Here is a 14,287-nt window from a genome sequence, read left to right on the forward strand (position 1 = left end):
TCAGTCCTTCGGAGTGCCGGCGGTCGTCGACGACGTCCCGCTCGCGGTCGCTATCTTGCGGACACGGTCGTAGAGGAGGGCGATGGTCGCGGCGAACACGATGACGCCGAGGATCTGTGCCCAGGTCCCGAAGCCGTCGCCGACGATCGCCAGCGCCGAGTCGTCGCCCGTGGCCGCCACGATGCCGGCGAAGACCACGCCGAAGAGCGCCTCGCCGACGATCAGGCCGGTGGCCAGCAGGACACCCATCCGCTTCTTGTGTTCCACTGCGCCGCCGCTGCGTTCGGCCCAGCGGTTGTAGTAGTGACCGATGAAGGCGCCGATCGGGATGATCAGGACCACCGACATCGGCAGGTACATGCCCATCCCGACAGCCAGCGGCGGCAGCCGGAAACGCCCTGCACGACCGAGGAGTTCGTCGATCACGATCACCACCGCGCCGATCAGGACGCCGATTCCGACGAGTCCCCAGTTCAGGTCCGCCCCGAGGACACCTTGCGCGAGGGTCGTCAGCAGCCCGGCCTGCGGTGCCGCGAGCGCGTCCTCGGTGGCACCCGGCGCGCCGACGAACCCGAAGGCCTCGTACATCAGCTGCAGGATCGGCGGGATCACGGCCGACCCGAACAGCACGCCGATGATCAGCGCCACCTGCTGTTTCCACGGTGTCGCCCCGACGAGTTGACCGGTCTTGAGGTCCTGCAGGTTGTCATTGGAGATGGTCGCGACGCCGAAGACGACCGCGGCCGTGAACAACGTGTAGGCGATGAGCGCGTCGGTCTGCGAGTCGTCCGCCGGCCCGAAGGTCAGCTTCACGAGCAGTGCGGCGATGAGAACCACCAGGATGCCCACGCCGGAGATGGGGCTGTTCGACGACCCGATCAGGCCCGCCATGTACCCGCACACCGACGCGACCGCCAGTCCGATGACGAACACGAAGACGATGCTGACCACGATGATCCCGGTGGCACTGCCCTCCAGAACCGTGTCGCGCACGAAGTCCCACAACAGGATTCCGATCGGGATGAGCAGCACGAGGATGCTGCCGCCGACGATGTTGATCGGCATGTCCCGCTCGGTGATGTCGACCGTGACCCCCTCCCGACGCGATCGCGAGGAGACCATGGCCGCCCGGATTCCCCGCACGATCGGACCGATGACCTTGATCAGCGTCCAGACGGCCGCGATGGCGATCGCCCCGGCCCCGATGAGTCGCACATCGTTGGCGAAGATCGAGCTGACGGCGTCGCCGAAATCCTCCCCCGCCGTGCGCCCCTGGGTCTCGATGGGCAGCAGTACGACGTAGGAGATCACCACCCCGACGAGCATGGCGATGCCCACGGTGATCCCGACGAGATGGCCGATGCCGATCAGCGACATCGACAACCCGGCACTGAACAACGTTCCGCCCGTGCCGATCCTGATCGTCGTCGAGATCGAATCGCTGAGGACCTGGAGTTTGGTGAGCAGGGCGAAACCGGCCGACGCGAGCGAACCGATGACGATCGTGCGCAGGCCGGCCTTGTTCTCCGCGGCGCCGCCCGCGGAATCGCCGACCTTCAGTACCTCTGCTGCCGCAACGCCTTCCGGGTAGGGCAGGTCGGAGCCGGTGACCAGCGCGCGCCGTAGCGGGATCGAGTACATGACGCCGAGGATTCCGCCGATCGCGCAGACCGCCACCGTGATCCAGTACGGGAAGCCCGTCCACCATCCGATGATGACCAGACCGGGTATGACGAAGATGATCGCCGACAGCGTGCCGGCGGCGGACGCGATCGTCTGGACGATGTTGTTCTCGACCACCGAGTGGTTGGCGAAGTACCGCAGAATGCTCATCGAGATGACGGCGGCCGGGATCGCGGTGGCGAACGTGAGGCCCACCTTGAGTCCGAGGTACACGTTGGCGGCCGTGAAGACCAGCGTGATGATGCCACCGAGGACGGCACCTCGGAGCGTCAGTTCTCGCAGGTTCGCCGTGGCCGGAGGCGCAGTCGCCATCTGGTCCCCTAACAGTCGGGTCCTGCGACCGGCGGTCGGTCGGACGGTGGATCATCCGGACATTCGTCGATCCACCTTAGGCCCGGATGACCACTCGCGCTGCGACTTCCCGCGCAGCCGGGGTCGGTTCGCGTGTCGCGTCGACGCACCTCCGTACGGCACTGACCGCTTTGCGGTGTTTCGGCGAGTCGGACACGGCCACCATCTCGGCGTCTCGATCGGCGACGGTAGGGCATCATCGATCCATGAGCGAAGGGAAGACGGAGCAGTCTGCCCGCACCCGTGCGCTGCTCATCGAGGCGGCCGAGAAATTGATCGCCCTGAACGGGGTCGCGGCCGTGTCCAGTCGCCAGATCAGCAAGGCGGCCGGTCAGGGCAACAACTATGCCGTCGGCCATCACTTCGGTTCCAAGGACGATCTCCTCCGCGCCACCCTGACGTCGCACAACGTCCCGATCGAGCGGCTTCGCCAGAAATGCCTGTCGGAGGTCGGACCCGACCCCGGGGTCCGCGACTGGCTCCGCTGCCTCGTCGGGCCCGAGGTCGAGTACCTCGCACAGATCGGTGCGCCGAGCTACTTCGCCCGGTTCTTCGCCCAGGTGTCGAGCGATCCGTCCGCGACCGCCCTGCTCTATGCGGAGACCGCGCGATCGGAGGTCCTCATGACGATCCTCGACCGGTTCTACGCCACCTTGCCGACCTTTCCCGACGACGTGCTCGAAGTGCGCAACAACCTGACGCGCCACATGATCGTCAACGCGCTCGCCGACATCGAACGGGCCGCCGAGGACGGCGGGACTCGAACAGCCCCATGGGAGCACGAGCGCGACCTGGTCGTCGATGCGCTGACCGGGATGTGGCTCGCGCCGGCCGCCTCCCGGTGATCAGATGACCGTGCCGACATCCCGGGCGACGATCCGGTCGAGAGCGCGCTCGGCGACCGCCGCGATGGTCATCGACGGATTGCAGGCCGCCGTGTTGCCCGGCATGAGCGCGCCGTCGATGACGTAGAGCCCGCGCTGGCCGTGGACGCGCCCCTCGAGGTCGCACACCGCACCCATGTTGGCCCCGCCGAGCGCGTGCCAGGTCGAGGGGAACACCGCATTGGTGTCCGTCAGGACGGCGTCGGGTCCGGCGATCCGGCGCACGGTCCGGTCGATGTGCTTGGTCTGGATCTCCGAATCGCCCTCGTGTGGCCAGCGGATCACCGAATCTCCGATCGCCGAGTCGTAGGAGATGACGCCACGTCCCGAGCTCACCCCGAAGCCGACCATCATCGTGGTGCCGGCGTACACGGGTAGTGGCGGCAGCGATGCCTGGATGACGGTGAACGCGCTCTTCGGATCACTCCAGTTGGGGCTGCCGAAGACCACCGGTCCGCCCTGTACCGTCCCGAAGTCGATACTGGGGCTGGTCCAGGTGTAGATCCGGTCGGCGTTGGTGCCCCATCCGTGCCCCACCCCGTCGGGCAGGCCCGGCACGGTTCCGGTCGCGCGCGCCTTCACCAACAGCTTGGTCGTGTTCACGCTGCCCGCCGACAGGATGAGTGTCCCTGCGATCAGTTCGTTGTGCTCCAACACTTTCCCGGACTCGTCGGTGCGTTCGACCTCGAGGGACCATCGGCCGTCGGGTCGGCGGGCGACCTGCCGCACGGTGTGCAGGGTTCGGACCTGAACCCGCCCGGTCGCCTCGGCCTCGCGGATATAGGTGACGTCGACGCTGTGCTTGCCACCGTTGTTCACGCCGATGGCGCCGTCGCCGTTGGTGTAGGCGGGCTTCATCTCGCCACGCAGCTCGGCCGCGGCATACCCCCAGTCGATCGGCATCGGGATCTTCTGCAGCGGAAGGCCCTCGGCCCGAACTCGTTTCGCGAACTGTCGCGGTGCCAGGTATTGCGGGGAACGCACCACCGAATCGGGCGCCACCGCGACCTTCAGCATCCGCGCGACCCGCGGGTAGTGCACACGGTTCATCAGTTGCCAGTCGAGCGCGTTCGGGAAGTGCTCGTTGAACACCGCCTCGCTCGGTTGCAGTGTCATGCCCTGGTAGACAAGGGAACCACCGCCGAGGCCGGCCGGGCAGAGTGCGGTCATGTTGACGCCCGCGACCGACTCGAACAGTCCCACATAGGGTTCGACGCTCAGCGGCTTGCCGAAGAGGTTCGGGGTCGACTCGTGCCACAGGATCCGCTTGTCCGGACTCGACGCACGCGGGAAGGTTTCCGAGTTCGGACCCGTCGGCCACCGCCGACCCCGCTCGAGCAACAGGACCGGCACGCCGGCTTGCGCGAGCCGGAGGGCCGCGACGCCACCGCCGAATCCCGAGCCGACGATCACCACCCGATGCTCTTCGCGTGTCCGCCGGATACGTCGCGATGGATCTCCCGACGCCGGTCCGGCTCCGGTGACGGCCGCGGCCGCCGAACCCGCCGCGGTCATCGCCGCCGCTCGCAGGAAGGTACGTCTCGTCGGTGATATCCCGGTCATGGTTCTCCTGTCGTTCGGCGCGAGATGGCGCCGGGTGCTTGGTGATTCGGCAGCTCGAGAGACGGTGGAGACCGTGGTCGCGGGTCGAGGACGCCGCGTGGGACGGACCGGGGCGTGGCCGTCGCGACACAGGATTTGTCATGGACGACCTGTGTGTCAAGGGCCACTTCGGTGACCAGTGGTGATCGGGGACATCGCCGACGCAAACCTTGACAAGCCCTTCAGTCATGTGACTGAATCGTCGCGGGCGTGGGTAGGGCCGCCATCGGTGTACGGCCGATGCGCGGGCGTGAGTGCGGCGCGCCGCGCTCGCGTGGACCTGGTCGGGATCGTGGCCGAGTGCCGAAGAGCGAAGAGAGGACGGGGAGTTCGCCGAGCAGGCGGCAACGGAACGCTAGGATGACGCGACCATTTGTCGCGGGCGGGGAGTTGCATGTCTGATCATCTGCAGGGCAAGACCATCATCATCACCGGCGCCGGAGGCGGTTTCGGCAAGGTGATCGCGGAGATGTGCGCGGCACAGGGCGCTCACATCGTCGGTGTGGACATCGACGCCGACGGGCTCACCGCGGTCGCCGACGGCATCACCGCCACCGGCGGGTCGACTGTCGCACACGTCGCCGACGTCACCGACATGGACCAGATGAAGGGCGCCGCGGCGGCGGCCGTCGACCGGTTCGGTGCGATCGACGTGATCGTCAACAACGCCGGGGTGATGCCGCTGGCGTTCTTCGCCGACCACGAGCGGGCCTGGGAGAAGTGGCACCGGGCCATCGACATCAACATCAAGGGCGTCGTGAACGGCATCTCGGCGGTGTACGACCAGATGATCGCGCAGGGCCGGGGTCAGGTGGTCAACATCGCGTCGATCTACGGCAACGGCGGCTTCGAGGGCTCGGGTGTCTACAGCGCGACCAAGGCCGCCGTGACGATGCTGTCGGACTCCTTACGCATCGAGGCCAAGGGCAAGATCAAGGTGACGACGGTCAAACCGACCGGCGTGGCCGGCACCAACCTGGCGAGCTGGATCGTCAACGACCGCGCGATCCGCGGGATCGTCGGGCAACGTGCGGCGTCGTACCGCGAGCACATCACGGAGTTGATGCAGGGCACGCTGCCCGACGAGCTCGTCGACGTCGACTCGGTGAAGTACTGGCTGATCACCCCGGAGGATCTCGCCCGGGCGGTCGTGCATGTCATCGACCAGCCGTGGGGCATCAGTCTGTCCGACGTGACGGTCCGGGCCAGCGGCGAGGACTACCTGTACTGAACGTGGGCGCCGCCTCGGCCTAGTTCGACGGGCGGCGTCGTTCACCGCGGTACTTGCGGTGGTACTCGTCGTAGAGGTCCGAGTTCTTCTCTCGTTCGAGCTTGTTCACCAGGTCGGGATCGAGTCCGTGCTGGACGAGCCGGTGACGGCGGTAGACCCGGTTCAACGCGATCGAGAAGAAGAGGTAGGCCAGCAGGATCGGCATGGTCATCGTGATCCGGACGCCCCAGTCGGCCGGGACGAACAGCATCGGGGTCAGCACGATGATGCACGGCACCGCCCAGCGGACCACCATGCGTACCGACGCACCCGGACCGGCCAGGTCGTTGGTCACCCAGCCGAGCATCGATTTCGGCAGACGCGCCCAGTAGGCGTACGTCACGTACTCCCAGGCATTCGGCTTGGTGCGCGGTGCAGAGGTCACCTGTCGATCGTGCACCACGTGCGGGAGTCGTCCGACGTCGCCTCCCCCACCCCGGCTGGGTAACCTGACCGGCATGGGTTCGGAGATGACCGCGTCGGCCGACGACCCCACCGGCCCGGATCCGATCAGCGGCCTCGAGGCCGAACTCACCGATTTCTGGCGACGGGGCCGGGTGCGCACCCGGTTGCGCGCCCGCGCCATCGACCCGCGGCTGGACCCGTCGTGCTACCCGCTCATCACCGTGCTGGCCCGGCACCATTCGATGCCGATGTCGGATCTGGTCACCGCCGTCGGCATGGAGAAGTCGACGGTGACGCGGCAGATCGACGCGATCGTGCGGCTCGGGCTCGCCGAGCGGCACCCGGACCCGCGCGATGCCCGCGCCCGCGTGGTCACCCTCACCGATCACGGTCGCGAACGTGTCGACGCCGTGCTCGCCTCGGCGGTCACCGATTGGCGTGCTCGGCTGGCCCAATGGGACCCCGACGACATCCGGACGCTCACGTATCTGCTGCATCGCCTCACCGAGGCCACCAACGATCCCGAGGCCGGCGAGGGGTCTCGTTGACCGGGCGTGGCACCGTCGGCGATCCTTGGCCGGTGACTCCGGACGAAGGACTTCTGCCCCTCGAGGGCATCACCGTGGTGGCGCTCGAACAGGCCGTCGCCGCACCGCTGGCCACCCGACACCTCGCCGATCTCGGCGCCCGGGTCATCAAGGTGGAACGGGTCGGTGACGGGGACTTCGCGAGGCAGTACGACGCGGCGGTGCGCGGCGGCGCCGCCTCGCACTTCGTGTGGCTCAATCGCGGCAAGGAGTCGGTCGCCCTCGACCTCAAGAGCGAGGACGGACGCCAGGCGATCCGAACCCTGATCGCCGGCGCGGACGTCTTCGTCCAGAATCTCGCTCCCGGGGCGGCCGCCCGGCTCGGCCTCGCCGCCGAGGATCTGCGCGCCGACCATCCCGAGCTCGTCGTCGTCGACATGTCCGGATACGGCGACGCCGGACCGTATCGCGACCGCAAGGCCTACGACATGCTGGTGCAGGCCGAGGCCGGGCTGATCTCGGTGACCGGGACGCCCGACGAGATGTCCAAGACGGGTATCCCGACCTCCGACATCGCAGCCGGTATGTACGCACTGACCTCCGTACTGTCGGCGCTGTTCCGACGCGCCACCACCGGAGTCGGCGCGCGCGTCTCGGTGGCCATGTTCGACGCCACGGTCGAATGGATGGGCCACCCGATGTTCATGCGCCTGTACGGCGGCCGGCAGATCGCCCGTGCCGGGCTCGGCCATGCGGCCATCGTGCCCTACGACAAGTACCCGACCGCCGACGGCGACATCCTCATCGGCGTCCAGAACGACCGCGGCTGGGACACGCTCACCCGCGTGGCCCTCGAGCGCCCGGATCTGGCCGACGACCCCCGCTATCGCACCAACATCGAGCGGGTCGCCCGGCGAGCCGAGGTCGACGCCGCGATCGGCGCCGAGACCAAACGCTTCACCACCGACGAGCTCGACCGTCGCCTCGCCGACGCGGGCATTCCCGCGGCCGAGATCCGCGACCTCGAAGGCGTCGTCGCGCATCCGCAGCTCAGTGAGCGCGACCGCTGGCGCGAGGTGGACACCGAGGTCGGCCCGGTACGGGCGCTGCTTCCGCCGCTGACCTTCGACGACGTCGAGCTCGCGATGGGTCCGGTACCGGCTCTCGGACAGCACACCGAGGCGGTGTTGCGGGAATTCGGGATCGGCGTCCCGCCGACGCCGTCGGCGTAGGATCGGCGGCACGGACCTGCAGCCCTCGGGTCCGCTTGTCATGCACGGATACGACGACCTCTCGGAGGCGATATGTCCGACGATTCTCTGTTCACCACCCGGGATTCGGGAGCACCCGCGGGGAGTGACGAACACTCCCTGACGGTTGGCGCCGGCGGCCCGATCGTCCTGCACGATCACTACCTGATCGAGCAGATGGCCCAGTTCAATCGCGAGCGCATCCCCGAGCGCCAGCCGCATGCCAAGGGCAGCGGCGCTTTCGGCACTTTCGAGACGACGCAGGACGTCTCGGCCTACACCTGTGCCGCACTGTTCCAACCTGGCGTGAAAACCGAGATGGTGGCCCGGTTCTCGACCGTTGCCGGCGAGCGCGGCAGCCCCGACACCTGGCGTGACCCGCGTGGTTTCGCACTGAAGTTCTACACCGACGAAGGCATCTACGACATGGTCGGCAACAACACGCCGGTCTTCTTCGTCAAGGACCCGATGAAGTTCCAGCACTTCATCCGTTCGCAGAAACGCCGTCAGGACAACAACCTTCGCGACCACGACATGCAGTGGGACTTCTGGACGCTCTCGCCGGAGTCGGCGCATCAGGTGACCTGGCTGATGGGCGATCGGGGGATTCCCAAGACCTGGCGCCACATGAACGGATACAGCTCGCACACCTACCTGTGGGTCAATTCCGAAGGTGTCAAGCACTGGGTCAAATACCATTTCAAGTCCGACCAGGGAGTCGAGCACCTCACCCAGCACGAGGCCGACCAGATGGCTTCTGCGGACACCGATTTCCACACCCGGGACCTGTTCGAGAACATCGCGGCGGGCAACCATCCGAGCTGGACTCTCAAGGTGCAGCTGATGCCCTTCGACGACGCGGTGAGCTATCGGTTCAACCCGTTCGACCTGACGAAGGTGTGGCCGCACGGCGACTACCCGCTCATCGAGGTCGGCAAGATGACCCTGCACACCAATCCGGTCGATCACCACACGCAGATCGAGCAGGCTGCGTTCGAGCCGAACAACGTCGTGCCGGGTATCGGTTTCAGCCCCGACCGCATGCTGCTCGCGCGCGTGTTCTCCTATGCCGACGCCCATCGCCACCGGATCGGCGGCAACTACAAGCAGATCCCGGTGAACGCGCCGAAGAACGAAGTGCATTCGTACTCCAAGGACGGGGCGATGCGCATCCACAACGTCCCCGACCCGGTCTACGCACCCAATTCCAAGGGCGGCCCGTCGGCGCTGTATCCCGGCCAGGGCGAACCGCAGTGGGCGGCGAACGGGGAGATCCTGCGCAGCGCCTACGTCGACCATCCCGAGGACGACGACTGGGGTCAAGCGGGGACGATGGTCCGGGAGGTCTTCGACGACGAGCAGCGTGAACGTTTCGTGGACAACGTCGTCGGGCACCTCCTCAACGGTGTCTCCGAACCGATCCTCCAGCGGGCGTTCGAATACTGGCATCGCGTCGACCCCGACATCGGTGCGCGGATCCAGTCCGGTGTGACCGAGAAGCAGAACGAATCCGATCCGAAGGCCGATGACCAGGCCAACCCCGCCCGGTCGTCCGCCCAGGAGAAGGCCAAGGCCGAGAAGGCCTGACATTCTCCTCGCAGTTCGCACCGAACCGTGGAACGCGCCCTCTGACGGGGGCGCGTTCTGCGTCGGTGGCCTACTAGGCTCGATGGCGTGAGTGTGCGCGCAGGCATCGTGGTCACCGGAACCGAAGTCCTCACCGGCCGGATCACTGACCAGAACGGGCCATGGCTGTCCGAGGAACTCGTCGAACTCGGGGTGGACGTCGCCCACATCACGATCTGTGGCGACCGGCCCGCCGACCTCACCGCGCAACTGCGCTTCCTCGCCGAGCAGCAGGTGGATCTGATCGTCACCAGCGGCGGGCTCGGCCCCACCGCCGACGACCTCACCGTCGCCACCGTCGCCGAGTTCTGCGGCCGCGAACTACTCCTCGATCCCGGACTCGAGGAGCACATCGCCGCGATCATCCAGCGCTGGCGCGGGATCGGATTCGACGTCGATTCCAGCCCGACGAGGGCGGGTATCCGCAAGCAGGCCCTGGTACCGGTGGGGGCGGTTCCGGTACCACCGACCGGCACCGCGCCGGGTGTCGTCATCCCCGCAGCGGCCGGCGTGCCGACGATCGTCGTCCTGCCCGGCCCGCCCTCGGAGCTCCAGGCGATGTGGCCGACCGCGATCGCCACGGCGGCTGTCGCCGACGTCCTGTCCCGCGCCGACGATCTGCGTCAGGCGACCATCCGCGCCTACGGTCTCCTCGAAGCGGAACTCGCCGAGACGCTGCGATCGGCGGAGACCGCGATCCCCGCCTTCGGGCAGCTCGAGATCACCACCTGCCTGCGGCGAGGCGAACTCGACATGGTCACCCGATTCGCCGCAGCTGATGCGTCGGTCTACGACTCCCTCCTCGACCTCCTCGTCGAACATCATGGGCGGCAGATCTTCTCGACCGACGGCTCCACGATCGACGATCTCCTGGTCGACGCCTTGGACGGGCGACTGATCGCGACTGCCGAATCGTGCACCGGCGGACTCGTCGCGGCCCGGCTCACCGACCGGCCCGGCTCCTCGGCCTATGTGATGGGCGGCGTGGTGTCGTACTCCAACGACGCCAAGTCGGATCTGCTCGACGTCCCGGCCGAGCTCATCGCCACGCACGGAGCCGTCAGCGAGGAGGTCGCCGCCGCGATGGCCGAGGGTGCGCTCGCACGGTTCGGAACCGATGTCGCGGTGTCGACCACCGGAGTGGCCGGCCCCGGTGGCGGCACCGAGACGAAACCGGTCGGCACCGTGTGCTTCGGTGTGGCTCTACGCGACCGGCCCACGGTCACCGTCACGCGCAAGTTCCCCGGTGACCGCGAGCGTGTCCGGTCGCTGACCACCACTGCCGCACTGCATCTCGTCGTACGCGCGCTGACCTCGGGCACTTCCTGACGCGAGCCAACCCCCTGCTCCCTGAGGTGCGAGGAGCGCAAACGACGAGCCTCGAAGGGTCAGAGCGGGCCGGTCGGGAGGTGCCGGCGGACGAGCTTGCCGGTGGGGTTGCGGGGCAGGTCATCGACGAAGACGACGTCGCGGGGCACCTTGTACCGGGCGAGGTGCTTCTTGGCGTGCGCCTTGATGTCCTCAGGCGTGGGGTTCGCATGTTCGGCGGCGACGATGAAGGCGCGCAGACGTTTTCCGTATTCGTCGTCGTCGACGCCGATGACCGCCACGTCGTCGATGTCGGGATGCTCGCCGAGCAGGTTCTCCACCTCGAGCGGGTAGACGTTCTCGCCGCCGGAGACGATCATGTCGTCGTCGCGGCCGTCGATGTGGAGGAGCCCGTGCTCGTCGAACCGGGCCATGTCGCCGGTGGACATGTAACCGTCGATGATCTCCTTGTTGCGGCCGTCGGTGTACCCCTCGAACGGGGCGCCGTTGCGCACGAACAGCCTGCCGCGCACGTTGGTCCCGGAGATCCGGTTGCCCTTGTCGTCGAAGAGCGCGAGTCGGCTCGTGACCGGTGCGCGGCCCACCGTCCCCGGTGCCAGACGCAGCTCCTTCGGTTGCGCGACCGTGGCGATCGCGACCTCGGTGGAGCCGTAGAGGTTGTAGAGCACGTCACCGAACGTGTCCTGAATGGCTTCCGAAAGTGTCGGCGACAGAGCCGAACCCGCGAGCACGACGATCTTCAGCGACGACACGTCGTACTTGCCGATGACGTCGGGACCCAGGGCGACCATGCGGTGCAGCATGGTCGGGACGGCGACCAGCACCTCCGCCTTGTGCTCGGCGATCGCGGCGAGGGTCTTCTCCGCGTCGAACCGACGCATCACCACGGTCTTGTTGCCCAGCGCCGTCCCCACCCCCCACAATGCGAAACCGGTGGAGTGGAAGATCGGCGAGACGATCACCATGGCGCTGCGCTGCGGCAACGAGATCCGGTCCAGCAGAAGCGCACTGGCGAACGGTGACATCTTGGATCGCTGGGCGCCCTTGGGCAGTCCGGTCGTGCCGCTGGTGAGGATGACGAGTCCACCCCACGCGGCTGGTTCGGGCGGAGTCGACGTATCGCCGGTGGCTGCGATGTCGTCGAGGGTCTGGACGCCGTCGCCGACGGGGCGGTTGCCGTCGATCCAGGTGACGATGCGCAGGGTGTCGGCGGGGAGGGAGTCGGCGAGGTCGGTGAACTCCTCGTCGTAGAGCATCGCCACGATCTTCTCGCGTTCGGCGACCTCGGCGAACTGGGTCTTGCCGAAGCCGGTGTTCATCATGGCCAGGCGGAACCCGGCCTTGCCCGCGGCGCTCATGGTGGTGAGCAGACCCCGGTGGTCCCGCGCGATGACGCCGATGACCGATCCCGGCTTGATGCCGGACGCGAGCAGGTGGTTGGCGAGTGCGTTGGCGTGCGCATTGAGTTCACCGAAGGTGAGCTCGCCGTGCTCGTCGGCGACGGCTCCGGCCTCGGGATACTCGTCGGCACCGTGTGCCACAGCCGCCGCACACGGACCGATGATCTTGGCCCGCTTGACCGTGGTCAGCAGCTCCTTGGGTTTCGTCGGATCCACGAGACCCGATCGCCGCAGGACCTTGAACGCCCCAAAGGCATCCTGCGCCGATTCCACCACCGTGCCGACCGCACCGGTCACCGAGACCATGTCCACCCCACCTTCCGCGGCTGGGCCGCGTCGTCGCTCTCTTCCGGTTCGCTGCGCGCCCGACGCACCCTGGTCACCGTCGTCACCAGCCGTGCCACAGGTGCAGGATATGCCGACCATGCCGACCGATGTCCGTTTCACCCGAATCGGTTGTCACACTGATCAGGTCACCGCATTTCGCACTCAGGTCACCGTTCGCCGTCCCGATGGGGTCGACCGAACGGCGATCTCGTGGCGACAGGCTACCAAGTCTGACAACTCGCGTCATCAGATTGGAGCCCCACGTGCTCTCGGGTCAGTACGGCGGTGGGTCGATGCGGTCGAGTTCTTCGCGGGCTCGTTTGTTTCGGGCGCGTTCTTGTCGCCGGCGGGCCAGTTTGGCGTCCAGTCGGCTGTGTGTGCGCTCCGGGTTGTCGGAGGCGATGACCCGTGGTGTGGGTGGGGCTTGGGCGGCTTGCTCGAACCGGATCCGCCGAAGGTTCGGGAAGGTGTCTTCCAGCGTCTCGGCGTCGCCGGGCAGAGTGACCCCTTCGGGCGTTTCGTATTCGGTGACCAGGCGACCGTCGTCGTCGCGGTACTGCACATCAACCCAGTCCCCGTGGGTCTTGAAGAGGTGACTGGGGCGGCATTTGGTGTTGAGGTTCTCACTCGACGTCGCCCCACCCCGGGCGGGGTCGGTGTGGTCGTACTCGGTGACATGGTCGAGATCGCACGCGAATGCCGAACGGGTACAGCCGGGTTCGGTGCAATACCCGTCCCGCACCCGCACGAAATCAGCACACGACGCGGTGGGCCGATACCCGTTGCCGGGATGGGTCGCCGGATACACCACCGCCACACCCGCGGCGGTGACATCGGTCGAGTCGCCGAAGTGGGTTGCGGTGGAATGCTTCTCGCTGTCGGCTCGGGTGTCCTCGGCTGGTGCCGGGCGTTGGGCGGTCCGCCGCTGGTCATCGTCATTGGTGCTGGGGGCGACGTAGGTGGGTTGGGTGCGGGCGGGGGTGACCGGGGACAGCGTGGCGTCCGGGCGGGCGGCGAGGTCACGGACATGCTCATCGCTGATGATGCCGTGTTCGTCGAGAAACCCCACCCCGGGTGCCCCGGCCAGGGTCGCGGCATCGGTCACCACATGGATCACGACCTCGGCGCGGACCGCGTCGAGGACGCTTTGCGGGTCTGGGATGTCGGCAGTGCACGGCTGTTCATCGTCGCACTGGCAGTCGAAGCTGGTGCGGGTCAACAGCGCGAACATCGCATCGGATCGTCGTATCCCCTGGGTGCGGCCATCCCGCTGACAGACCGAGTCGGCGAGGATGGCGACGGCTTTGGCCGAGATCCGCACGTTTTCCGCCGACATCACGGCGGTGAGTTCGGCGGTGCCGTCGGGCAGTTCGTGGGTCCACACCCCACGCTGATCCATCGCGTCTTGGCGGCGTTGCCGTACCGCGTCGGGGTCGTGGCGGAACACGAGGCGGTCGACCATGTCCCGCAGCCGCGCCCGATCCCACACCCCTTTCCGGCGACGCACCGTGTCGGCGATCTCGGCATCCAACGCGGGGGTGATCGGGTCATCGGTGGGGATCAGTTCGGTGCGGGAGATGACCAACCGGATCTGCCACTGCGACAGGACCCCGTCACGCAGGGTGTCGGCAAC

11 protein-coding genes are annotated in these 14,287 nt (G+C 67.4%); 6 read left to right on the forward strand and 5 right to left on the reverse strand.

Annotated features, from left to right (window positions below; all coding sequences use genetic code 11):
* A complete protein-coding gene (locus KB201_RS23535) occupies window positions 1-1,995 on the reverse strand; it encodes an OPT family oligopeptide transporter (protein ID WP_211540735.1) in 1,995 nt (664 codons plus the stop codon).
* A gap of 245 nt (window positions 1,996-2,240) precedes the next feature.
* On the opposite strand from KB201_RS23535, the gene KB201_RS23540 reads away from it, so the two are divergent.
* Window positions 2,241-2,879 (forward strand): TetR/AcrR family transcriptional regulator, encoded by a 639-nt coding sequence (locus KB201_RS23540; protein WP_078112581.1) that lies wholly within the window; start codon window positions 2,241-2,243, stop codon window positions 2,877-2,879.
* On the opposite strand, the gene KB201_RS23545 is transcribed toward KB201_RS23540, so the two are convergent.
* Window positions 2,880-4,481 (reverse strand): GMC oxidoreductase, encoded by a 1,602-nt coding sequence (locus KB201_RS23545; RefSeq protein WP_211540737.1) that lies wholly within the window; start codon window positions 4,479-4,481, stop codon window positions 2,880-2,882.
* Window positions 4,482-4,914: 433 nt separating this feature from the next.
* Here KB201_RS23545 and KB201_RS23550 point away from each other — a divergent pair, with 433 nt between their 5' ends.
* Window positions 4,915-5,751, forward strand: a complete 837-nt coding sequence (locus KB201_RS23550) for an SDR family oxidoreductase (protein WP_211540740.1) — start codon at window positions 4,915-4,917, stop codon at window positions 5,749-5,751.
* Window positions 5,752-5,770: 19 nt separating this feature from the next.
* Here the strand turns inward: KB201_RS23550 and KB201_RS23555 are convergent, their stop codons facing one another.
* Window positions 5,771-6,193 (reverse strand): DUF5313 domain-containing protein, encoded by a 423-nt coding sequence (locus KB201_RS23555; protein ID WP_078112627.1) that lies wholly within the window; start codon window positions 6,191-6,193, stop codon window positions 5,771-5,773.
* Window positions 6,194-6,248: 55 nt separating this feature from the next.
* Here KB201_RS23555 and KB201_RS23560 point away from each other — a divergent pair, with 55 nt between their 5' ends.
* The 4 genes from KB201_RS23560 to KB201_RS23575 all read left to right on the forward strand — a co-directional run bounded on the left by KB201_RS23560 (window position 6,249) and on the right by KB201_RS23575 (window position 10,927).
* Entirely contained in the window at window positions 6,249-6,743 is a 495-nt protein-coding gene (locus KB201_RS23560) for a MarR family winged helix-turn-helix transcriptional regulator (RefSeq protein WP_065629451.1), read from the forward strand.
* Between the two features lie 32 nt (window positions 6,744-6,775).
* Window positions 6,776-7,954 carry a CaiB/BaiF CoA-transferase family protein gene (locus KB201_RS23565; RefSeq protein ID WP_211540742.1) on the forward strand — a complete coding sequence of 393 codons (1,179 nt, stop codon included), beginning with the start codon at window positions 6,776-6,778 and terminating at the stop codon, window positions 7,952-7,954.
* A gap of 72 nt (window positions 7,955-8,026) precedes the next feature.
* A complete protein-coding gene (locus KB201_RS23570) occupies window positions 8,027-9,559 on the forward strand; it encodes a catalase (protein ID WP_211540744.1) in 1,533 nt (510 codons plus the stop codon).
* Between the two features lie 87 nt (window positions 9,560-9,646).
* Window positions 9,647-10,927, forward strand: coding sequence for a competence/damage-inducible protein A (locus KB201_RS23575; RefSeq protein WP_211540746.1), 1,281 nt, complete (start codon window positions 9,647-9,649; stop codon window positions 10,925-10,927).
* A gap of 59 nt (window positions 10,928-10,986) precedes the next feature.
* Here KB201_RS23575 and KB201_RS23580 read toward each other — a convergent pair whose 3' ends face one another.
* Together KB201_RS23580 and KB201_RS23585 are read right to left on the reverse strand one after the other, a co-directional pair.
* On the reverse strand, window positions 10,987-12,633 hold the full coding sequence (locus tag KB201_RS23580) for an acyl-CoA synthetase (RefSeq protein WP_159371660.1): 1,647 nt from the start codon (window positions 12,631-12,633) through the stop codon (window positions 10,987-10,989).
* 295 nt (window positions 12,634-12,928) lie between these two features.
* On the reverse strand, window positions 12,929-14,287 hold a 1,359-nt coding region (locus KB201_RS23585), incomplete at its 5' end, for an HNH endonuclease signature motif containing protein (RefSeq protein WP_211540749.1).

Source organism: Gordonia sp. SCSIO 19800, assembly GCF_018132775.1.
Lineage (GTDB): Bacteria > Actinomycetota > Actinomycetes > Mycobacteriales > Mycobacteriaceae > Gordonia > Gordonia hongkongensis.